Consider the following 23,587-nt stretch of genomic DNA (forward strand, 5'->3'; position numbering starts at 1 on the left):
TGCCCCCCGGTCGCTGGCACCGCTAGTTAGAAATGGGATGTTCTGCGGGCCGGATCCATGGCAACAATATCGAGGACGCCGGACCCGGCACTGACTGGGGGAAGTGCGTTGCCGGGTCCGGCGGACTGATCGGTTGGAGGACACCTAACGACCAGATACCCAGATCATGGCGGTGCGACCTTCACGAAAGCTTGCGGGACCTTATGAAATCGCAGCCCTTCCCTCACATAAGACCGCCCCCACGGCCGGGTACAGGAACAAGGCCCCCGCTCGGGCGCCTCACCACCCCTCACAACCGCAGAGAGCATGGGCTGGGCGGTTTCTCGCCAACGTCGCAACAGGTTCGTTTTGAAGGTAACAGAGTCCCTGTTTAGACAGTGAAGGCGTCGCCGGCATGCCCCACACGAACAATACGTTCAACCCGAAGGCTGCCGCGACATGGAACGTTCCTGGACCCTGAAGAGTGTGCCGTAAAGCGCCCCTTCGCCGGACAGGTCTCACGGGACCCTAGGTGAGACCGAACCTCGACGCGGTGAATGTCCGAGCCTTCCGTCATTCAGGAACCGGTACCGTTTCGCAGAGTCATATGCAGCAGATCACCGAGCGGGCGACGATCGATGAGACCACTTGGCGCTCCACCTGGCCGACAGATCCTTGAGGGTTGCGGCTATAGCCATGCTGTCGGTTCACGTTTTGGAAGCCATCGCGACTGGCCCGGATAGGGCCGCCTTGCTGCGGCTAGTCCCAGGGGGCATGATTGCCGTTTGGGCGCCGGTCTCGCATTCGAGGTCACAGCTGGGAATGGCAACCTGATGAGCCCACCTTGGCGGAGATGCTTACTATGCAGGGCCGGACCTGCTGAGTCCACCGGAGGTCACGCCCGAGCGCAGATCAGCGGGGCTGCCCTGCGCCGGTATTGGACGGGATTACGGATTTCAGGACGCTCACGGAGACTACGTCGTGCTCGGCTCCCTGCCCGGCCTGCTCGGCGCCTAGCCCTGCCAGTCGGTCAGTCCCCGATCTTGCGCTCCAGCGCCCAGAGCACACCCCATCGAGTGCTCGATGGCGGCAGCGAGCTGTTAGTTGCCCGCGATGGTGTAGGTGCCCCAGCCGTTGGTGAACGTCTGCCGAGGCGCCCAGCTGCTCTTGTTCGCCTGGTAATAATGCAGCACGCCTGCGCCATCAGGCCGACGGAACCGTACGGGCCCAGTCCCGAAATAGCGCGGATGGACGTCATACTGTTCCAACCACTGCCGATGGTCGCGCGGGCCTCGGAGATGAATGAGCCGCCACCGCTCGCTCGGAACAGCTTCATCTGACCGGCTGCGTTCTTGGCAACGACATCGTTGTTGCCGTCCTTGTCCCAGTCCAGCAGGTTGAAGGACAGTCCGTTCCAGCCGACGCCGATCTTCACCCGCGGCGACAAGTTCTTTCCTGACGGGTTGCCGTAATTGAACAGCTCACCTGTGGCGTTGTTCCTGGCGATGATGGACGGGTACTTGTCCGTCCTCTTCCACTCACCGACGGTGATCTCATAGTTCTGCCAGCCACTGCCGATGGTGGAGTCTGTGAACCCGCCGGTGATGATCCCCTCGCGGTAGGTCAGCGTGCCGTTTTTGTTCTGCACGATCAGATCCGGAACCGCATCAGCGTTCCAGTCGGAAACGAACAACGCTTTCGGGAGTGCCGCCCCAGCCGGTCCGATGGCGCGGCGCGCCGCCGTCTGCAGCCCCTGAGACACCGAGGTGTAGGACCAAAGGGTTCCGCCAGCGTCGTACGCGACGACATTGGCCGTGGAATCAATCGAGAAGTTCAAATTGGTATGCGGTGTTCCCGTTGCGTGCGCGGGCAGGCCGGTGGCCGTTGCGAAGCACAGAGCGGTGACGGTTGCTGCGAATCCGGTCCTGGCGCGGATTTGCCTAGTTTCCGTCATTGGCCGTTCTTGTTACATCGGGAGCAAGAATCTTTTTCAACTGTGTCTGACGATGGCTCTCGGCAGGGAGCACGCGCAGATGAAGCCAAGATTTAAGGGGGCCGTTGCGCTGGAATATTGGTCTCCCCTTGGCTCCGTTCGTGTCTGGCATTCCTGAAGACTGAGCGACGAGCGCTTCGATTCGGCCCCGTCCTCGCGGCTGTCACACAGCAGCCAGTCTCGCGGTGAGCGGCCCGAGCTGGCCAATCCAAGGTCCCCTGCATCGGGATCTCGTACTCCCACGCATTCTCCCGAGACCCGGTAAGACGCGAGTTGAAGCCTAGAAAGGCTTGGGCATAGGCCGCCTGCACCTGCATCGTCAGATAGCCCGTTAGGACAATAGCGAGCACAGGACCAGCCAAAGCGGGGACGATAGGAGCCGCCGGTCCCGATTGAAGCGCGGTGTCGCCGAACTCTGACCGGGCCGGTCAATTTCTCCATCATAAAATATCCGCCAATTCGATTGCCATGACTGTAAGCCTCCTCCCGTGATTCGAGTAGAGACCCGACAACCTAGAGAATTGAGAGTTCACCCAAAGGAGATGAACGGGCGCAGCGTGAGCGTACGGTTCCACAGGAACGGACACGATCCCATTCGAGGTTCCCCAAACGGGACTCCCAGCCCGACACCCCGGCTGTCATAGTCGGGGGTCCCGGTCCTGGTGACGGTGGGCGCGGTATTGCTGGCGCCGTTCCTGCCCAGCCGCCTGGTCGGAGTCGGTCTGGGGATCTTCTCCGGGTCCCTGTTGGCCATGTATCGGTGGACCCCCGGTATACAAAGGCGGATGGCATCCGCCCCAGCCAGCAGGGGACAGCGCTGGCAAAGGACGTCTGGATGTTCGGTATCGCTGTCGCCCTCGTGCTTGACCGTAAACGCAAGGCCGGAAACCGCCGCATCGGACCCGGTAAAGGGTGCTTGCCAGATGCGCCGCAGGCGCGTGCCGATACAACGTCGGCGTGAAATGGGAAAGCCCCGCATCTAACTTGAGTGGATGCGGGGGCTTCCCACCGTCAGGACCGCCACGGCTGAGCCGCAACGAGGCTAGAGACAGCTCGACCGCTTTCCTCGGAAATCCACCCCGAAGCTCGGTCCGGGTCACTAATCGCAACCGCAAGATTCTGATGGACACGACCCCTTGGAACGGGACGAAACCTTAGCTCGCGGCGAGCTCAAGCGGTCTGGCTTGGTTCAGTCGTCACTGCCATGGCCGCCGTGGCCGCCGCTGTCGTCTCCCGGTTCCGGAGCCTTCCGGGTACCGCCCCTGTCATCGCCCGGTTGGGGTGTGGTGCGCAGCCCGCCCTTGTCATCGCTGGCCTGCGCCGCCCGGGGCGCCTGGTGTGACCGGAGACCGCCGTTGTCATCACCCGGTTCGGGCGTTGTCCGGAGCCCGCCCTTGTCATCCCTCGGTTCTGCCGTGATGGTGGTGCCGGTGAACGATTGAGCCGTGAACAGCCCTCCGTTATCGTCGCCGGCTTCGGGCGTTGTCCTGGTCCCGCCGTTGTCATCGCCTGGTTCGGCGGGGCGCGCGGCTGTCTTGGCTGCTGACGGCTTCTTGTCGTCGCTGGCCTTGGTGGCCGCCTTCGACGAAGCCTTGGGAACGATCTTGGCCGGGGTAGGGGTGGCGGCTCTGGTGGCCGAATCGTCCGTAACGAGGACGTTCTTGGCGTCGTCGCTGATACCCGTATGTGAGCTGCTGAGGGTCTGGGCGTTGGCGGCGAGAGCGGCTGATCCGGTGAGCAGGATGCCGGTGAGGGACAGTGCGAGGGCTGCTTTTGTTTTCATGTTTCAACGATAGAAATCCGTTGGCAAGGATAGGTGCAGGACAAATCCAAGAGTGAGCCAAGCTTGATGCCGCACTTGTCCCGCCGGCCTGGCCTGGTCGGCTCCCCGCCAGTGCTGCGAAGACTTCTATCGCCGTGCCGCAGGGGCCGAGGGAGCGGGTCCGGGCGCTGGCGAGGGCAGGAAACCCGTTTGCGGTCCGCGGAGGGGATCGGCAGTGTAGGTAGGCGCCGTGACGCCGGGGTATGAGGTTGTCGGGGCTTTGGCGTTGGCCTCGTTCCAGACCGAGAGACTGGACAGGGCAAGGACCGGAATGAACAGCAGCGGCCACGTCTTCATCGCTTCACCCCTTTCTTCCAGTGCTAGCCATGTGCCGCCGGCCTGATTCGGTAAGGCTTGCCGATCCGTTCCGGTGGAACACGGGCGGGGAGCTGGCATAAGCAACCTTGGCCCGGTCCCCGTGGAGAAACCTCGGAGATCGTGGGCTTCTATCGGTGCAGCACCGTCCCGACAGCCCAGGGCTGAGGCCACCCCCGGGTGTGGGGGGCCATTTCAGGGGAGACCGGTCCCTGCTTTTGCCAAGTCCGGCCGGACATAGTGTGGGTATCTGGTTCACCGAGGCTGGGGAGCTGATACTTACCAGAACCGCCGGAACCGGCGCCCGGAATCCCAATCCGGCGCCGGTTCCGGCGACGTTTAAGAAATGCGGCTCCAATGGGCATGCTATGAGACCCAGCGCCGTCTCCTTGGCCGGTGCTCAACCGAGTCAGTCCGGGCCTCCCCTCCATCAATGCCGGCAAGTCGACCAAAACAGCCTCCAGCCTGTCGGACGTCAAACCCAGCAGAAACCGCGCCGTTGTAACCCTCATGACAATCAGATGGCGTCTCCCAATCAGCTATCGGGCCGTCAGGGCAACCAGGCAGCCAATCCTTCGAAACCACCAGAGGACATCGCGGCCCATCGCTCCCCGGCCGCGGCGCAGCGGCAGCAGGGCTTTGGGACGGGATTGCGTACAACCCGCCAGTTTCAGGCCGGACCGCAAACGGACTGGCTGAGAATGTCGGCGCCAGGGCATACCCTGAATGAATCGAACATATATTCGAATAAAGGTGTGTCATGGGCGTTATTATCGGTCCTCGCGTGATAGACGCGGGTGCTTCGTTGTTGTCGGTGCTGGTCTCCCCGGTGCCGGTCGCTGCCGGGTACCCGTCCCCGGCGCAGGATTACTTTGACGGCCGGATTGACCTGAATGAGCACCTGATCACGGACATCACCAGCACGTATGTAGTGCGGGTGACCGGGGACTCGATGGAGGGCGCCGGGATCAGCGACGGTGACGAACTGATCGTCAACCGGGCACTGGAACCCACTGACGGCTCGGTCGTCGTTGCCGTCCTGGACGGGGAACTGACCATCAAGCGTCTGCGCATCACGCCGGCGGGGGTGGTGCTGCAGGCGGAGAACCCCCGTTACCCGGACATCCGGGTCCCCGCGCTGTCGGAGCTGACCGTGTGGGGCGTGGCCACCAGGTGCCTCCACCATGTCTAACTGCCGCTATTGCGTTTAACGGGAAAAAATAGGCGTCGCATAGGGTGTTATTCCTCGCGGTGGCATTCCTCCCGCTACACCGGTGGCACGGAAAGCCCTATACAACTCGCTAATCTTCCCGTTTAATGCATGAATAGCGCATCAGACGGGAGAGATTGGGTGAATCGTGGGGTTACTGCTGGTGCGGCGTCACTGTGTCTGGTCGCCGGCGTGTCCTTCCTCAACGAGGAGGAAGCCGTGTTCCAGGCAATGCTTGAAGGCTGGGAAATGCAGCAACGCGGCGGCCGCAACCTGAAGGACTCATCCGTGCGTTCCTCAATCGGGCTGGCGAGACGCTTCCACGCTTTCTCGAACGAGTGGCCACGGCAATGGACCGCCGGCAGCTTCGGCGAGTGGATGATGCATTTGGTGGCAGTCAAACGACTGGCACCGTCCACGATCCGCACGTACCAGTACGCGATCCGCGGATTCTGCGACTATTTATGTTCCGAACACTACGGGTGGGCGGAGGAATGCCTGAGACGGTTCAACACGCACCCCATCCAGATCTGCCACGAATGGAACACGGCATCCCATCTTCAGGATCATGAAGGACGACCCGGCCGGCGGCCCCTGACCCGGGAGGAGATCCAATTGCTTCTGGACCGTGCGGACCGAGCCGTGGACGATTGCCTAAGTCTGCGACGCAAAGGTGCCCTCGCCGCTTACCGTGATGCCACACTGCTGAAGGTCATATATGGGTGGGGGCTGAGAATCAACGAAGCCGTGAGCTTAGATGTGACGGACTTTTTCACGAACCCCCACGCCCCGGAATTCGGAAGATACGGACTGCTCCAGGTGCGGCACGGCAAATCTTCAGCGGGTGGGGCACCTAAGCGCCGCCCGGTACTATCACTTCACCACTGGGCTGTGGCGGCGGTTCAGGACTACGTGGAGAACGTCTGGCCCGCTGTCCGAGACGAGGAGTCGAACGCCCTGTGGGTCACCGAACGCGGGACCCGCGCACGCCCTCGTGAACTGCGGGTCAGGTTCGGGGAACTTCGGGACGAGCTGGGACTTGACCCGGATTTGTCCCCGCACTCCCTGCGCCACAGTTACGTGACCCATCTGGTGGAGTCTGGCGTCGACCCGGCCTTTGTTCAGCGCCAGGTCGGTCACGCCTATCAGTCGACCACAGCCCTCTACACTGCGGTGAGTGGGGATTTTGCGAATAAGATGATGCGCCAGGCTCTGGACCGCCAGCTCGTGCAACACAACGTCGTGGAAGGAACACCATGAAGGTTGTCGGCTACGAATGGCGGCTACGGGAAGTGATGGCTGCAGCTGGCATGTTCACCACCACCAAATTGATTCCGGCTCTGAGGGAGCGCGGTATCGATCTCTCCTCGAGCCAGGTCTACCGCCTCGTCACGGAGAAACCGGACCGGTTGAATTTGCAGGTCATGGTGGCACTGATGGACATCTTCGATTGTTCCGCGGACGACCTTGTCCGGAAGGTCGATCTGGGCGCCTCGTCGGCATCCACCGGCACCGGCGGACCGGAACAGGGTGCGTCTGCAGATTTCCTCCGGGAGCGGGGCCTCCGGCCCAAACGCGCACAGATACTGCCACATGAGGGCGCATGACGAAGGGCTCGAAGAGCTGACCGAAGCCCTCGGCCGGGGAAAACCTTCCGCGGCCGCGGCCCGCAGAACCGCAACCTGTTCGGTCTGCGCACGGCACCGCCCGATCGCTTGGAACGGCCCGGCCGGCCCGGTCTGCACCATCTGCCGTCCGGGCCAAAAGATCGACACCTGCCGGGTCTGCAAACGGAAAAAACCTTGCCTCTTCGCGGGCACCCCCCGAGCACAATGCCACGAATGCTCGAAGCGAAGGGAGTGCTGCAACACCTGCGGCAAAGACCGTCTGGTGGGCACCAGAACCGGAGCCGGGGAGGCCGTCTGCAAGGCCTGTAGCCGGAAGAGGGAGCCCTGCAGTGGTTGTGGCCGCAGCCGGGTCGTCGCGGCTCGCCTTCAGGGCGCGGCGTACTGCGATTACTGCCACCGCAGAAACCCCGGTTTCTTCCGCGACTGCCTCCTGTGCGGCCGGCACGAGAAGCTACGCAAGGACGGCCGCTGCGATCGCTGCACCGCTGACAGCAAAGTAGACGAGCTCTTCCCAGCGGAGCTGCTCGCATCCACGCCCCAGGCCCGCAGCTTGTACGACGCATTTATGGCCTCCGACGGATCAACAGTCCTGCAAGCGTTCGAGAGAACGCAGTCCATGTCCTTGCTCCGCTCGCTCCTCGCCTCCCCGGACACCATCACGCACGCCACCCTGGACGCCGCGGGGACAGACCAGACAACCAGGACCGTCCGGGCAGTGCTGGTTGAACACGGACTTCTCCCTCCCCGGGACAACAATTTGGCCAGATTCGAGGCATGGGTCGACTCAACCGCTGCACAAGTGCTCGACCCTACCGAACGCGCCGCGTTCGTTCGCTTCGCCCGATGGCGGCACCTGCGCGAACTACGCCAACGCCCGACCCCGATTCCTTCGACCACCACTACGTCCAGGCGCAGGGAACTGCGGATCGTCCTTGAACTGCTTGCCTGGGCCCGTGACCACGGACGGATACTAGCGACCCTGACACAGGCCGACATCGATTGTTTTCGCGCAAGCGGCCACCGGGAACGTCACCGCGTAAAAGCCTTCCTCGTCTGGGCCCACCAAAACAGGCTGGCGGCCAAGCTGCAAATCACCAAAGTGCAGTCATCAGGATTGTCCCTCGATGGACCCAGCGCAGGCGAACGCTGCAAACTCCTGAACCACCTTCTCTCACCAGCCGTCCAGATTCCCCCTGCAACCCGGCTCGCCGCAAGCCTGATCCTGCTCTATGGCGTCCGCCCGCACCAGATCACCAACTTGCGCCTCCAGGACGTGATCCGCGAGGGCTCGACGATTCGTATCAGGTTCGGGGCAGAGCCCCTGCTGCTGCCCGAAAACATCGCTGAGCTCGCATCCGAAGTCTGTCAGGAACGCCGAGCGACCCGCATGATCTCCTCGGCGGATGACACCGAATGGCTGTTGCCCGGAACCCGGCCAGGCTACCCTCTTTCGCCAGCCGCCCTCACAAAGCGTCTTCATCTAGTCGGCGTGGTCCCCACCACCGCCCGCACCGGGGCGATGGTTTCTCTGGCGCAGGAGCTCCCGCCCGTCATTCTGGCCCGACTTACCGGTCTGAGCACCACCAATGACATCAAGTGGTCCGAAGCAGTGGCCGCAAGCAATGCCCGCTACGCGGCGTTGCTCGTAAATCGTTGACACGAGGGGAATGAGGTGGACCGATACCGACGGATCATTAGGCCCAACAGCGGCAGCATCCCCCGCCCAGCCACAAAGGAGTCAACGAATCAAAGAAAAATGAGGCACGCCCGTCGTCACTGTTGCCCAGTCATTGAGACGTCTCGTATCCCAAGGGTTTTGAGACCGCCCGTGCTCCAGCTCGGGGACCTTTACCGGGCGATAAATCGGGCTGGGCATACGGGACATCCCGATGGCAGCCCCTTCACCCCGATCGAGAATTCAAGGGGTGCGCCCTTCCATCGACCCTCTTCCGGGACGTTATGCGGACAGGGCCTCTTTCGGACGTTTTTTAATGCCCCAGGTTCTGGCGGTCTTTGACCGGACGGACATTTAGAATCTGACTACGGTGATCCGGCTGGGTCTCAGCTAGTCCAGGGCAAGAAGCTGCGGCGTAATTGTTTAGCTGTACGATTCAGGGCGGCTTCATACTCGACGCGGTCGAACACCAGCGTCCCGACAGAGGTGATCACATCATCGTCGTCGAAGGCCTCTATCTCATCTTCAGTAGAGGGCATGTCGTGGCGAAAGTCGCTCCATACCACCTGATCGGCTCCAACTTGAACCCTTACGCTGACTCCGCCGCAACCCTCGTCAAAACACGCAGGGCAGAAGTAGAGCCAAACTCGCTGCGGAAAGAACTGGCCTGGAAGCTCTCCCTTTAGACGACGTATCTGCTCCTGTGCGACGCGAGACGAGAGTCCCAGAGTCCCCAGCGACGCAACAAGCTAACTTCACGCTCTTCCATGTCTTCGCCTTCGAAAACCATCTCCCGAAGGAACCGACCATCGACCAAAAAATCGAAGCCTCCGCTGGAATCAAAGCGCAGATCAAACTTATGCATGCTACCTCCCGGGCTGCGCCGATAATGAGCGGGACGCTTCATGCCTATAAGTATGTAGCGCCTCACGACCGAGGACCCAAGCCCACTGATTGACTGCAGTACCTGAGGCCTCTCTGGCCCCTACGCCGTTCCCGGGCGGAACGGCTATTTATGTTCAGCGCTAACGGCCTTCTCCACGGTGTTTCTTCCGGCGGGCTAAGAACAGACCGCCGGCGACGATGACGATGACGACGGTGCTGGTTGCGATTCCTACCGAGAGTCCCGAGAGACTCTGAACCAAGAAGAAAACGGACGGACCAATAACAACCAGGGCCAGCATCCAGGGCGTTCCTCAAACGTGCACCAAGGGGGCGGTGATCGACCGGCTTACGGGCGTGATTAACTGAGAGCACTGTGCGCCCGCCCTAAGCCTGGCCAGACATGCGAGGCTTGCGGGAGCGGCTAACTAGCTCGCGGCGACATTGCGCGCCAGAAGCTTGCAGCATCCTGGCCGCCCTGCATCGCATAAAATTCATCCGGCCTTGTCGCCAAAGTGGTGGCAGGATCATTGCCCTCGACAAAGGCGTCAAGCGCCAAATTGAGTGAACCGCGGCTTAAGAACTCGGCGTACTCACGTACGGATCGCACAACGGCGAAGTTCGCAGGATTGCCGTGCACCAGTGCGTTACGCACGCGGCGCCGACGAGCCTCTAAAACCGTGCCCTCGGCCGTGTAGTCGTTGATAAGCCCGGTGTAAGTAGGGTGATCACCAATGCTGGCAAACATGTGCCCGATCCAAGCCCGCTCATGCTCGAGGCGGCAGAGCGACAGGAAATCATCGGCTCGATCAGCGAGAACCAAGACCCAAGGGCGTGTCGGGCTATCGGACATCCATTCGCGCGTCAGCTCGTCGAGCAGCGCGCTGGGATCGGATAGTCCGAGCAGGCACATATCAGCGGCGCGCTGGAGGTCGGCGAGCCAGCGGGCGTGAGCCCACTGCTCACCTAGGAGCGTGAACAAATCATTCGGGTTCATCGCCGCATGCGCCGCCACATGCTGGACGACACGATCCGAAAGCGGAACCACGCTGCTGATGTCCGCCTCCGACGGCTTACGTAGCGCCATGTCTCGACCAAATGGATGATCGGCAGTGGTCTGCACCTGAATGGCCGCAGCCAGGAACCGGGGCAGCTCCTCGCGAGCAAGTGCCTCCGCAATTCGCGGACTATGCCGCCCAATTGCCTCAGCCGTCATGCCCGCACCATAGGTGTCATTTGGGAACCCTGTTCGGTTCCGGACAGCCCGGCGTCCAGACTCCGCGTACTCCCCTGAGCGGAGGACCGCGTGCTCCGCGAGCTGCGGGCGGATACCGCCAGAACGGTGGAGCGAGACACTCATGATTACGTCGACCATCTCAATGGCCCGCTCCAGCGCGCCCGCGCCAGTGGTGACGCCGAGGTCAACGCGCACAATAGTGTCGACATAGTCCTCTTCGTCCACTCGCTCTGATATGCGAAAGATGCGGCCGTGCTGTACCAGCTTCCAAAGTTCCTCTTTGTGGTCGAACTCGAATCGGCCCGGCTTGGCATTCGGAATCGCCCACTGCGCCACGTAGAACGAGACCCGGCCAGCGGAGAGTCGCACGTTGATGCGTCCTTTGTATCCCAACCAGACCACGGTGGGTTCGACGTCGACCGGGATTCCCACTAAGGTGCGTGCCTTCGATAGACGCTCGTCGAGGGGCGTGTCCTTCTCGCCGATCGGAATATCGTCAGGATCACGGCCGAATGCGATGATCGAGATGAGGTCACGGGCGGTTTGTTCTGCACTCATTCCTCGTCGCTCCAGCTGATCAAACAGGAGCTCGGCGATTGGGCGATACTCGCGTCGCACCAAGGTTCGGTCCTGTGACGCTGCAACGAGGTCGTCCCAGCTGGCGCGTACTGCGTCATCCTCGACCAGCACGTTCTGAAGATGGGCCGCGGTGCTTTCTACATCAGTCCATACGGTGTCCGTGCGAGTACCAGGAGGCTGCTCGAGGACAGATCTCGAACTTCCAATGAGACGATCAAAGGCCTCACTAAAGGCCGTAAGCGGTCTAACTGTGTGTGCTTTGAGTGATCGGCCTGTCGCTTCAATGGACTCTGCCAGGTCGAGCCGCAACGAGTCGCGGTTCGGGCGTGGCTTCCAAGCCTCGCTCCCGCTCGCCAGTTGAAGCCACTCGGAGATCTCACACACGATGGTTGTAAGCGGAAGGATTGTGCTCGATCCGTGGTGAAGGTCGAGCGAGGAGACAAGGGCTTTAAGCCAGTCGGGGTCGTCAGCTGACCAGTGATCGCTCACGTTGTAGTCGATCATCACAACTTTCTCCTCCTTTAGGGACACATGTCCGCTGCAGTGTAGATGTGTCTCCATGTCCACCTTCGACTATGAAGTAGTACATCATCTGGGAGTGATGGGCTGACTCAGACGGCGACGGGGCCCGGTGTACGGTGTGCAGTGGCGCAGCTGGCGCACTCAAGACGGCGGTACATCGACCAGGTCGCTGAGTTGGTGCACGGACTTAAGGCAATTCCGATTCCCGCCGGGCCACATGGTCCCCGCCGGGAATGTGTCCGAGCTCCAGGACATGGCCCTGCCCGGAACCTAAACGCCAGCTTTCGAAACCTCAATTTCCCGCAATACCCGATGAAGGATCCTCAACTGGACGCAATGCCCAATGACTTCCGTCGTGCAAGAATCGCCGCATGGATGAGGATGGGCGGCAGACAAGGCAGCAATTGATGATCCTCGATGCCCTGGTACAGGCGATGGATCGGCGTGACGAGGTCTTCCAGATGATTGAGGATTCAGAAGACGGGGACGAAGCAATCCGTCGGGTGGGTCAGCTGTTGGGTGGGAGAGTTGGCAGCCGGGCAGTCCTCGACCTGCAGGCTAGGAGATTCACCCGAGACCAGCGTCATGCCCTCGCTTCCCATGCAGAAGAACTTAGATCAAAGTTGCCTGACGGCCGCTGAGGACTTCGTGTTCTCCCTTCGATTACTGGTTCCTCGACCGAACGCGTCCGGACTAGTCACCGATAGAGGTTCTGCGGCTCAGCGATCCGACTTGTCCGGCTTCCCCTTTGCAGAGTAGATCACGGAAACTGGCCCGATTGAGGTTCCTCACGCGGATGGTGAATCGCTTCCCGGCCGGCAGCTATCCCGTTGCATCTAGCAAATAACTGAACGACTCGATCTGCAAGACTGTCCCCCATGATGCAGTCGGTAAACACGAGCTCGCACAACGGGATTACCTCATTCTGGCTGGACCGGGAAGGTCTCTGCACTGGCACCTTGATATTCGGCGTCGGAATGCGCGATGAACCACCGACGTTTGCCGGGATCACTCATCTTGTTGAGCACATGCTTTTGCGCATCGCGCAGCCCGCAACCGTGGTGCACGGCGGTACGGTGACCACCGACTCACTCCAGTTCTACGCTCTGGGCAGACCAGAGGATGTCGCCGGTTTCCTCAATGCCATCGCGGCCGCCGTATCAACTTTCGAAGCCGTAACAGATGAAGTTATCGCCCTTGAAAAGTCCGTCCTCGAGGCCGAGGACGCGCACAAGTTCAGTACTGTCTCCGCCGGCCTGCTGACCTACCGGTACGGGCCGAGCGGCGTGGGCGCCGCGCAATTCGGGGCACCAGCCACCGCCGGCCTGACCAAAGCTGAAGCCACCGAATGGGCCCGCCGCTGGCTAACCGCCGCCAATGCGGCCCTCACCTTCACCGGCCCCTTACCCTCCGCCTTGGACATCCGTCTTCCCGCGGGTAAGCCCGTCAGTCATCATCAGGATCCACCACTCATCACGGCTCCGACACTGATCAGGTCCCGGAAACAGGGCGTCGCGCTGTCTCTTCTGGTGCCATCACACGATGCTGGCCTCCTCTGCGAAGCACTGCGATACGAACTCCTGACCCGGCTCCGGCATGCAGCCGGAATCATCTATTCCGTAGAGAACTTCACAACCGCGATCGATACCGACCAGAGCCAACTCGATCTCATTCTTGATCCGGTCCGGCAGAACAGCATGCCGGCTCTCAGGGAAGGCGTAAACACCCTGCGCGGCATCGTAGACGCAGGGTTCAGCGAGGATGCCGTCCAGTCAGCACGGCACGCTGTTACGGCCGAATTGGGATGGGACGACTACGTTCCCCAGGACTACCTAGACCAACTGGCAATCGACTCACTGCTCGGACGGCGCAGTCGGGACCGGCAGGAACTCCTCGACCGGGCGACAGCCATTAGCTCCGCCGAACTCACAAAGACCCTGAGAACCAGTATCGGTTCGCTGATCGTCGCATTCGATAAGTCAGCGAAGCTTTCCAAGGCAGAGGCCGGAAGCCTGGGGCTCGCGATAGATCGTTATGAGATTTGGCAGCGGAACAACACGCCGAAAAATCATCAGTCTGCAGCAGAAGGCGACGCTGAGCATCCAACGTGGCGACACAAATCCACCCACACGACGTTGGCACTTACCCCAACACGCCTGATGACTCACACCTCCGGCAAAACGAAGACGATCTTCTTGGCCGACGTCGCCGTCGTCGGTGACCGCAGCTGCGGCTGCATCTCACTGATGGACCAACGAGGCAGAAGCTGCGACCTCAACATGGATGAATGGAAAGCCGGCAAAAAGCTCAGGAAGAAACTGCTCGAAGCATTCCCGCCCGAGATCATCCGATCCTTTCCCGAAGAATAGAGGCCCGAAAGTCGGCCTTGTCGGTTGAGTCGACAACCGGCCCGTAAGGCGTTCCCTCAGCTGGAACCACAGGATTTCAACCTCGCTCCGGCCGGAACATGAGGTATGCCAACCGTAGGGTGTTTCCCGCAAGCGCCGCTGCGGCGACGCCCCAGAAAATCACCGCCCGTGTAGCACTGCTTTGGGTGTAGGGATCAAGACTCAAGGCGGAACGGAGAACGTCCGACTCGTGCCCCGCCAGCCACAACGCGGGTTCTATGGCCAGCCAAACGGCTAGGGCAGCGGAAAGACTCCAGCCAAGAAGTTGGAGAACCGCGAGCCAGGCATCCCCAACCAAACGCCTTCGGCCTGCGCGCTTCGCGGGCCCTCTCCGGTCCCGTCGGCGTCGGTAAGTTGGAGGGTCGTAACTGCGGTCCTCTCCATACGCTGCAGATTCTGGCCGCTCCACGGGCGGGCCTACAAGCTGCTCTCGCAGCCGTTCCAGCGTTCGCGTGTTGTGCTCACGGACGATTCCCGCGAGCCCGCCAGCGAGATCTGTAAATGCGATCAACTGGGACACCCGCACATCGCCAGCTGGGGCTATCCACACCAGCTGGCCCAACGGGGTTATGTCCAAAACGCTCCCACGGGCGATCTTCCTGTCGCGGAACAAACCCTTTATGTGGACCTCTGTCGGTGTAAGACGGACCCCGAGTCTCCAGTTTCGCCAGCTGAACCAGAGCAGGAGCACGCCGACGCAACTCAAGAAGACCAGCTCCTCGGTGGGCGCGCCAGACGGGGTCGACAGGGGAACTAAACCTTCATGAATCACAACGCCCAGGGACAGCAGAAAAAACGCAAACATGGCGACGCGGGAAACAAACAGCTGATGAAAAACTGCTTCATCCCCCATGAAGCCACTCCCTTCCCAACGGCTCTCACCTTGGTTGTTCGAAACTTAGTGCGGCTCCGATGATTCCAGTTTCAAATGTTGAACCTGAGAACACCAAACCAGCCAACCGGCGCCGGTCCGGCCCGGGAAGGCCTCACGAGCTAGAGGATGTCCCCGCAAGGGTTCTTGAAAGCGATAGCAGCCCCCAACCCAAGGTGACGAAGGACAAATTGTCAGAGTCCGACAGTACACTGTATTCGAACATATATACGAAAAAGGGTGTGTCGTGTGCTTCGATTGCATGGTGGGCGTGGTATTAGCGGTGAGGTCTGGCCAGCGGCATCCCGCCCCGCAGATCGCGTGGTCACTTCCGGGAAAGCGCCACAATGAATAACACCACTTACCGGCATGAGGAAGCCCTGTCTGGCGCGCGTTTTTGCGTTGGGGTGTGCGATGTCTAGGCCGGCGGTGATGCGGCGGATGCCGCAGATCGCCCATGTGGATGTGAACTGCTTCTACGCCTCGGCCGAGCGTGCCTTCAACCCGTCGCTGGAGGGCCGGCCGGTGGTGGTTCTGTCCAACAACGACGGGTGCGCGGTGACCCGCTCCCCCGAGGCGAAGGCCCTGGGCATCCCGATGGGCGAACCCTGGTTCAAACTCGCCCCGCGCGCGAAGGAATGGGGCCTCGTCGCGCTCTCTTCCAACTATGAGCTCTATGGGGACATCAGCGCTCGGGTGATGGAGCTGCTGGGCCGGTACTCGGCCTGGCTCGAGGTCTACAGCATCGACGAGGCCTTCCTCGGCGTCAAAGGCTCCCCCGCCGAGCTGGAGGCCCTGGGCCGGGCCATGAAAGCCGCAGTCCGCCGGCACGTCGGCGTGCCAGTCTGCGTCGGGATCGCCCCCACCAAAACCCTCGCGAAGCTGTGCAACAAATGGGCCAAACACAACCCCGCCTTCGGCGGGGTCTGCCACTGGGAGTCCGTCCCCGCCCCTGCACGGGAGGTGCTGCTGGGGCGGTTGTCCGTGGAGGAGATCTGGGGCGTCGCCGGCCGGCTGACCAAGCGCCTGAACGCGATCGGCATCCACACGATTCTCGACCTCACGTGCGTGGATCCGGTTGCGATCCGGGACAAGTTCTCCGTGGTCATGATGCGCACCGTCCTGGAACTGCAGGGCACACCCTGCATCCCGATGGAGGAAGAACGCATCGGCCGGGACCAGCTGATCTTCTCCCGCTCCTTCGCCACCCCCGTCACCACCCGGGCCGGGCTCCGGCAGGTCCTCTCCGTCTACGGCCAACAAGCCAGCGCACGGCTGGGCAAGCACGGGCTGCAGGCCAAGGTCCTCACCGCGTTCGCCGGCACCTCACACTACAACCAGCACCAGGCCTCCTGCCCGTCCGTGTGCGTGGCACTGCCGATGCCGACCGCAGACCCGGTCCTGCTCACCCGCGCCGCGCACGCGCTGCTGCCCGCCATCCAGGAAGGCCTCAACTACGCCCGCGCCGGGATCATGGTCACCGACCTGCGCCCCACCGGCAACCAATCACCCCTGCAGCCCTTCGAAAACCCGCACGAAGAACGCCACATCGGCACCCTCCTCGAAGACGTCACCCGCCGGTACGGGCGCGGCGCCATCGGCCTGGGCCACGCCGGCATCAAAACCGGCCTCGACTGGACCATGAAACGCGACATGCTCTCCCCCCGCTACACCACCCACTGGGACGAACTCCCCCTCGTCAAAGCCGCCTGACAAACACCCCCACGACCAGCACCAACCCGAAAGACAAACAAATGACCATCACCCACGAACCCCGCACCACCAGCCCCTTCCGGCCCCACACCCAAGACCGCGCCCGCACCGGCGAAGCCCGCGGTACAGGTGCGGTTCAACGCCGCCGGAACTCCCCTGGCCGTCCGCCGCCATGACGGGCAGATCTGGGCGGTCGCAGCCGAACCAGTGCACTGGTTCGAACGCTGCGACTGGTGGCACACCGGCACAGGGGCCGCCACCGGCTCCGGGGACCTGGTCAGCGTCGAACACTGGCGCGTCCAAGTCCGCGTTATCTACCCTCGGTTGGGGTTCACAGCCATGTGTGTTCTGAACTAGGGTCGTCTCGGAACGCACGGATTATCTACCCCTGACGAGGTACGTTCGTATGGCGCAGTCCCTGATTCCGTTTCCGCCGACCAACCCCGCGAACGTCCCGAATTCACGACGCTGGATCGCGTTCAGGGTCATCCACAAGGCTGGAGGCCCGTCCTGGGCAGTAGTGGACGCGTCCACCTACGAGCTGCATCCTGAGGCCAGCGCCTACCTTCACTACCTGATGGGTTCTTCCCGGTCCACCAACACCATCCGGGCCTATGCGCAGCGCCTGGCCACTTTCTTCACCTGGCTTGGCCCCGCCCGATTGGACTGGAGGGACGGGGTTCCGGTGGTCTCCCGGTTCATCCGGGAGCTCGCCGTCTCTGCGTTGTCCGCCCCGGGCGGGACCGGGGAGTACCGTGAGCCGCGCTATCGAAGGGGGAAGACGATGAACCAGTACGCCGCGGCAATAACGCAGTTTTACATGTGGGCTGCCCGCAGTGATCTGGTCAGTGAGAAGACGGCGGCAGGTTTTTATGAGACCAGGATCGCCTACGGCTTTTCCGGTGACCGGCTCCTGCCTGGCCAGGTTTCCAGGGCCAGGGCGGTGCGGGTCAAAGAAGTCGAAGAAGCTCCTAAGCTGATCGGTGAGCCCGCTGTGGAGTCATTGCTGGGGAGCATCGCGAACCGTCGTGACCGTTTCCTGGTGGCGCTGATGCTCGAGACAGGGGTCCGGATCGGTGAGGCGATGGGGTTGAGGACGGAGGATCTGCATCTGTTTCATGACTCACGCGCCCTCAAGTGTGCGTCAGCTGGGCCGCACATCCACATTCGGCGGCGGCAGAATCCCAATGCCGCGCTGTCCAAATCCTCGAAGCCGCGCACTGTCCCGGTCACCGAAGCTATCTGCACTCTGTACTACCTGTACCTGGAGGACCGCATCGACCGATTGGCACATGATCCTAGCCCGATGGTCTTCGTTAATCTGTATTCCCGTGCCCATGCCGGGGAGGCGTTGAAGTACTCCAACGCCGTCAAGATGTTTTACCGGACGTCGGGCCGCGCGGGGCTGCGTGTGAACCCGCACATGACAAGACACACGGCGGCGACCCGCTGGAAGCGTGCCGGTGTGCCGGCGCGGGACGTTCAGGAACTGCTCGGGCACCGCAGCGCCGCCTCCCAGTTGGTGTACGAGCACGCCACGGACCAGGATCTCCGCGACGCCATCGAAGGCGTCAGGTTCGGTACGCCGAGGCCCTCATGAGTGTCGGACCATCGGCTGCCTCCAAACTTGATCCGGCCCCGGCTCCCGCGGAGCCGGTTGACCCGGCCGTGGACCTTTCGGCGTTCCAGCACATGCTTGCCCAGGAAATCCCGCCTGATTGGCGGCCCGGTGAATGGGACGGTGCGGCGTGGGTCTTCACCGGGATCCCGGGCCATCTGGGCACACTCGTGAACCGGTGCAGGTTCCCCGGTTGCCATGGGCCCTCGTTCACACGCCGCAGCGAGCTGTGCAACGTCTGCACCGGCCGGCACAGTCGGCACACCAAACGCATGGGTGCCGTGAGTGCCGAGGACTGGATCAACCGGGCGGTAGAACTGCAGGGCACGAATTGGGCATCACGTGTCGTCCCGATCCTGTGCTCGGTCACGAACTGCACCAACCGCAGCAAGGGCCTCGGCGTGCCATTGATGGCCGCCACGGACGGGAATCCCAGGCGATGGCATCAGCAGAAGGACAGGCTTCCTCCGCTGTGTCTGGGACACCAGCCCCGCGGCACAGTCGAGGACATTGAGGCCTGGATCGCTTCACAAGCCACGAGAGCGGTAGCGGCGCCGGCGTATTGCGCAGTTCCATGGTGCGGGTACAAGCGTCACCCCGCCAACCAGATAGGCATCTGCAGGCTGCACGCACAGCTAATTGCAGACCAAGGCGAACTGGCCCTCCACCTCGAACGAGAAGCAGTCGTCTCCTTGGAACCCGACGGCTACCGCGAAATCCACGCCCCCGTACCCAGGCAAGGCGGGTACAGGCTCGACCTTGACCCGCTGCGGCGGCGGCACCCAGGACTTGCCACCGAGCTGCTGTGGTCCCTGCAGCATCAGGACCGCCTTGGTTTCCCGGTTAATATCGTCACGACCAAGGCACTCATCGCGTCGGCCATGGAGTTCCCGCCTGCCACGACATCCTTCCTTAACGCCGACACCCGGGCCCTCGCCGACGACCGTCTCCTACGGTCCGTTAACGCTTGGTCCATGTTCCGGGTCGTGCGCGCCAGATTGCTGGAACGCTACGTCCCCTGGTCGACCAACGGCGATCTTCTGCAATCCGACCTCGTCCCATTCGGGCTGCTGACAACCTCGTGCAACCGGCGCGCATCCACACGCTCCATGGCGGCCCTGGATTTCCGGCCCATCAGACTGGATTGGGCGCGGCAAATGACCAAGCTGTGGATCCTGGAACGATCCACCACGGAGACCTCCCCGACGACCCTGATCACTCACGTCGCACGGCTCTGCACCGATTTTGTCGTCCAATGCACGGTGCGGAACATCCCCCAGCCAACCAACGCATCCGAACTGACCCGGGAACACGGCAAGGTCCTGGCACACGCCCTGGCGGGCATGACCAAGCTGGACGGGCAGGCCCTGTCCAACAGCTACAAACGATTCCTTGGATCGACGCTGACCGGCATGATCGACTACGCCCGGAAAAACTCGGACCTGTTCGAACACACCAGCCTCTCCTTCGCCCTCGACTACGACCTGCGGATCCCCCTCGAAGACAACCCAGGGGCAGACGCCGACGACGAGACCGGACGAGCAGTTCCCGAACCCGTCATCGAGTACCTCTTCGAGCAGTTGCCCACAGCACGTGTCTCCAACCCGGCATCAGCCGCTGCCCCTAACGACGTCTACAAAGCAGCGTTCACCTGCTACATGACCCTCCTGCGCGATGCCGGACGCCGGCCCGGCGAAACCGCAGGCCTCCGCCGTGAATGCCTCAGCTACGACAACACCGGCCAAGCCACCCTGCTATGGCACAACGACAAAGGAAGACGCAGAGGACGGCGACTGCCCATCTGGGAAGAAACCGCCCAAGCCCTGGAAGCATGGTTCACCATCCGGGACCATCACGTCGCGGGGGCACCGGCCGGACAGCAGGAATGGCTCTTTCCAACGTTTCGGCCCCGATCCCGGGACAAGCACCTCAAGACAGCTTGGTTTAACAAACGGCTCCGCGACTGGATCGATCACCAGCTCCCCGACCTGCCCGGCCCGCACAACGCATCCGGAGCCGACCTCCCATTCAGCAAAACAGATGTGTTCGCCTACGCATTCCGCCACTCCTACTGCCAACGTCTGGCCGACGCCGGAGTCCCCCAGGAAACCCTCCGCCGCCTCATGGACCACAGGTCCGCGGACACAACTGCGCAGTACTACACGGTGACCAACGCACGAAAGCGCAAAGCCATCGAGTCCGTCAAAAGACTCTCCTTCGACACTCACGGCACGCATGCCCCCGTCGCCGAAGAGCTCTACTCGATGGCTGCCGTGGCCGTCCCGTTCGGAAACTGCACCGAACCAACCAACATCAAAGCTGCCGGGAAGGCATGCCCTGCCCGCTTCCAATGCGGCGGCTGCACGTTTTTCAGGTCGGACCCGTCCCATCTGCCCGACCTGAAGGCACATTTGGAACGGATGAAAGAGGACCTCGCCTGGCAGATCGCCCAAAACCTGCGGCCGTCACTGATCACGGAGACCAAGAACGAGATCGCGGCGTTCACGACCCTCATCGGGGCGCAGGAGTCGAGACTGGCCGGCCTGCCCGGCAACGAACAGCAGTCGCTTGCGGAAGCCTCGACCGTGCTGCGCCGGCTCCGCACGGCCATACCAACGGCCGTTGAAAAGCCCTTCATTCCGGTCGGAAGCCTGCGGATCCGACCGGGGCGAAACGAGGACCACGCATGATCACAGCGTCAGCACCCAAGTCAGCGGCCATGGTGCAACAACGAAGGAAGGACAGCAAAGCCAAAAGACAAGCAGTGCTCGCCGCGATTGAGGCGATGGAACGCACGCGCACGCCCATCACGGTCGCGGAGGTTGCCCGCCGCGCCCGTGTCAGCCCTTGGCTTGTGCGGCAGGAGCCCCTGATCACAGCGGTCAGGAAAGCCCAAACCGGCAGTGCCGGGCGGATCTTCACGCCCGGAGAAACGAGCACCTCCTCCGCTTCACTCCAAGTCGAACGTGACCTCCTGCGCCAAGAGAACCAACGGCTCCGCCACGAGCTCAGAAGAAGCCAGCAGCGCATCTCTGAACTGCTCGGTGACCAGATCGATGGCACGGACGCCCACTCCCAAACTCGCCGGGTTAAGGAATTGACGGACCAGAACGCCGTGCTCTCCCGGATAGCGAGCGACGCAACTCAGGAAGCCCATCGATCCCAGGAAGAGCTGGCGGGTCTGACATCAGATCTTGAAGCCGGCCACGCTGTTAACCGATCCCTCATCGCTCAGCTCAACCGCACCGCCAAACCGAGCTAGGCAGGCTGACCCGCACAGCGCCCGCACCTCACTCCCCCTCGGGATTGTTGATCTCTCTGAGATGAGCGGGCAGTTGTCGGGGCAACGATGAGGATGGGGCGCCGCTGAGTGCGGGCCAGGGACGCGGATACGGAGCTGACCGTACACCTGAGACCTCGTTGGCGACCACGTAATGCAAGAAAGTTTGATCGCGTTCGGCTTCCATGAGACTGATGGGCCAGGCGAGCAATGCAGACGGACCACGTAGCCGGGTGAACGGGTTGTGCCCACTGGGGTCAGGTGGAGCCCTTCGCACAGCTCAAAGCTGGGCGGTTTCTCACAAACGTCGCAACACCGACGGAAAGTGGTGTTGTTTCATGCGCAGTTCGACGCGCCGATCGAGGAAAATGGGGCCTCCGGGCTTGGTTGAGAAGAGGCCCTTGTATGTTCAGCTCATGAAAGAAGGGCACTCCAACCGGGCAGCATGCAGGATTCTTGGGATCAACCCCAACACGGGCCTTCGTTGGTTGCATGGACGCAACGGGGTGGAAGGTTTGGTGCAGCAAGGCTTGGATCCGAGGCCTCGTAAGGCGGTTCCTGCGACAGGTGGGTCCAGCCGCTATTTGTCAGAGGACGAACGGATCTTCATTGCCGACCGGTTGCTGGATGGGGCGAGTCTGCAATCCATCGCTCGTGATCTTGGGCGGTCGCCGTCCACAATCAGCAGGGAGTTGGCTCGGAATCGTCCCGATTCACGTCGCTATCATCCGTTCCGTGCCCAGAAAATGGCGCAGAAGAGAAGGCCGCGGCCAAGGCTGGCCAAGCTTGCCGGTGATGACGAGTTGCGGCATTACGTCGTGGAGTGCCTGTCGAAGCGGTGGAGCCCTCAGCAAGTCTGCCGGGCCTTGAAGGAACGGTTTCCGGGAGAAAAGCATCGGCATTTGGCGCATGAAACGGTCTACCGTGCGCTTTACCATTTGAGCATCCGCCCCGTTCCAGCCGGGTCTGCTCGGCTGCTGCGATCGGGTAAGTTCAGCAGGCGGCCGCGGTCCAGGACCAAGGTGAAGCCACGCCAGTACATGGCTGATGCTCTGAAGATCGGTGACCGCCCAGCCCACATCGCTACCAGGGAAGAAGCGGGGCATTGGGAAGGTGACCTCATCTTGGGGAAGGGGAACAAATCAGCGATAGTGACGCTGGTGGAACGCTCTTCCCGGCTCCTCGTCGCCTTCGCGCTCCGTCCAGGCAGCAGGTCCGATAACATGCGTGACCAACTCATTGACGCGCTCGGCGTCATGCCTGCCACGCTGCGGAGAACCTTGACGTGGGACCGTGGCTCCGAGATGGCCAAGCACGCCGAAGTCACCGCGGCGCTGGGAACTCTCGTCTACTTCTGTGATCCGGCCAGCCCCTGGCAACGTGCATCGAACGAGAATGCCAACGGCCTGCTCCGCCAGTACTTTCGAAAGGGTGCGGACCTCAGCACGGTGGAACAGGCTGAAGTCCGCTTCGCCGCTGATGAGATCAACGGCCGGCCCCGAGCCGTCCTCGACTGGGAGAGTGCAACGGCACGGTTTGCTTCCCTTCAAACCATTGCTGCACTTCACACCAAGGCGGTATCCGATGGCCACTGAAAACACGGCTCTGCTGCCCACCGCCGGGGACAATTCAATAGGGTTATTCACCGCTACGGCGACCAGGGAGCTACCCCACTGGCTCCCAATTCCAGCCATGGATAACCCGAATTGACCCCAACCGTGGACAGCGGGAAGACAGGCCGGAGCTCCCGTTGCGGAACCCTGAGCGGGGACATGGGCGAACAGCGTAAAAGTGACAATGAACGGGCAGGGTGGGCACACAATGAGCCTTACCCGTTCCCAAAGATTGACGCGGC

General features: G+C 62.0%; 15 protein-coding genes and 1 pseudogene. 12 read left to right on the forward strand and 4 right to left on the reverse strand.

Annotated features, from left to right (window positions below; translation table 11 throughout):
• Window positions 1-1,009: 1,009 nt before the first annotated feature.
• Window positions 1,010-1,816, reverse strand: a complete 807-nt coding sequence (locus B1A87_RS07445) for a hypothetical protein (protein ID WP_144275750.1) — start codon at window positions 1,814-1,816, stop codon at window positions 1,010-1,012.
• Between the two features lie 1,345 nt (window positions 1,817-3,161).
• A complete protein-coding gene (locus B1A87_RS07450) occupies window positions 3,162-3,755 on the reverse strand; it encodes a hypothetical protein (protein WP_078029475.1) in 594 nt (197 codons plus the stop codon).
• Between the two features lie 1,114 nt (window positions 3,756-4,869).
• On the opposite strand from B1A87_RS07450, the gene B1A87_RS07455 reads away from it, so the two are divergent.
• The 4 genes from B1A87_RS07455 (at window position 4,870) to B1A87_RS07470 (ending at window position 8,604) form a co-directional block, all read left to right on the forward strand.
• Window positions 4,870-5,301 carry a LexA family transcriptional regulator gene (locus B1A87_RS07455; RefSeq protein ID WP_078029474.1) on the forward strand — a complete coding sequence of 144 codons (432 nt, stop codon included), beginning with the start codon at window positions 4,870-4,872 and terminating at the stop codon, window positions 5,299-5,301.
• A gap of 210 nt (window positions 5,302-5,511) precedes the next feature.
• Window positions 5,512-6,579 (forward strand): tyrosine-type recombinase/integrase, encoded by a 1,068-nt coding sequence (locus tag B1A87_RS07460; protein ID WP_260680741.1) that lies wholly within the window; start codon window positions 5,512-5,514, stop codon window positions 6,577-6,579.
• Window positions 6,576-6,926, forward strand: a complete 351-nt coding sequence (locus B1A87_RS07465) for a helix-turn-helix transcriptional regulator (RefSeq protein ID WP_078029473.1) — start codon at window positions 6,576-6,578, stop codon at window positions 6,924-6,926. The genes B1A87_RS07460 and B1A87_RS07465 overlap by 4 nt, the downstream gene beginning before the upstream one ends.
• Entirely contained in the window at window positions 6,913-8,604 is a 1,692-nt protein-coding gene (locus tag B1A87_RS07470) for a site-specific integrase (protein ID WP_139362904.1), read from the forward strand. Before B1A87_RS07465 ends, B1A87_RS07470 begins: the two co-directional genes overlap by 14 nt.
• 404 nt (window positions 8,605-9,008) lie before the next feature.
• Here the strand turns inward: B1A87_RS07470 and B1A87_RS07475 are convergent, their stop codons facing one another.
• Window positions 9,009-9,188, reverse strand: coding sequence for a hypothetical protein (locus tag B1A87_RS07475; protein WP_078029471.1), 180 nt, complete (start codon window positions 9,186-9,188; stop codon window positions 9,009-9,011).
• A gap of 740 nt (window positions 9,189-9,928) precedes the next feature.
• Window positions 9,929-11,824: a hypothetical protein gene (locus B1A87_RS07480; protein ID WP_221937604.1), complete on the reverse strand. Its 1,896-nt coding sequence runs from the start codon at window positions 11,822-11,824 to the stop codon at window positions 9,929-9,931.
• Between the two features lie 98 nt (window positions 11,825-11,922).
• Here B1A87_RS07480 and B1A87_RS24925 point away from each other — a divergent pair.
• The 8 genes and pseudogenes from B1A87_RS24925 to B1A87_RS07525 all read left to right on the forward strand — a co-directional run.
• Window positions 11,923-12,107 (forward strand): annotated as a pseudogene (locus B1A87_RS24925) (thymidylate synthase); the annotation flags it as partial.
• A gap of 106 nt (window positions 12,108-12,213) precedes the next feature.
• Window positions 12,214-12,483, forward strand: a complete 270-nt coding sequence (locus tag B1A87_RS07485) for a DNA gyrase subunit A (RefSeq protein ID WP_078029469.1) — start codon at window positions 12,214-12,216, stop codon at window positions 12,481-12,483.
• A 237-nt stretch (window positions 12,484-12,720) separates the two neighbouring features.
• Entirely contained in the window at window positions 12,721-14,211 is a 1,491-nt protein-coding gene (locus B1A87_RS07490; RefSeq protein ID WP_078029468.1) for an insulinase family protein, read from the forward strand.
• A 1,342-nt stretch (window positions 14,212-15,553) separates the two neighbouring features.
• Window positions 15,554-16,834 (forward strand): Y-family DNA polymerase, encoded by a 1,281-nt coding sequence (locus B1A87_RS07500; protein ID WP_185982392.1) that lies wholly within the window; start codon window positions 15,554-15,556, stop codon window positions 16,832-16,834.
• Between the two features lie 406 nt (window positions 16,835-17,240).
• Window positions 17,241-18,434, forward strand: a complete 1,194-nt coding sequence (locus B1A87_RS07510; protein WP_078029465.1) for a tyrosine-type recombinase/integrase — start codon at window positions 17,241-17,243, stop codon at window positions 18,432-18,434.
• Complete coding sequence (locus B1A87_RS07515) at window positions 18,431-21,142, forward strand: tyrosine-type recombinase/integrase (RefSeq protein ID WP_078029464.1); 2,712 nt, start codon at window positions 18,431-18,433, stop codon at window positions 21,140-21,142. The genes B1A87_RS07510 and B1A87_RS07515 overlap by 4 nt, the downstream gene beginning before the upstream one ends.
• Complete coding sequence (locus B1A87_RS07520) at window positions 21,139-21,714, forward strand: hypothetical protein (protein WP_139362903.1); 576 nt, start codon at window positions 21,139-21,141, stop codon at window positions 21,712-21,714. The genes B1A87_RS07515 and B1A87_RS07520 overlap by 4 nt, the downstream gene beginning before the upstream one ends.
• A gap of 434 nt (window positions 21,715-22,148) precedes the next feature.
• Window positions 22,149-23,327: an IS30 family transposase gene (locus B1A87_RS07525; RefSeq protein ID WP_221937555.1), complete on the forward strand. Its 1,179-nt coding sequence runs from the start codon at window positions 22,149-22,151 to the stop codon at window positions 23,325-23,327.
• Window positions 23,328-23,587: the final 260 nt, after the last annotated feature.

It is taken from the genome of Arthrobacter sp. KBS0703 (assembly GCF_002008315.2).
Taxonomy (GTDB): domain Bacteria; phylum Actinomycetota; class Actinomycetes; order Actinomycetales; family Micrococcaceae; genus Arthrobacter.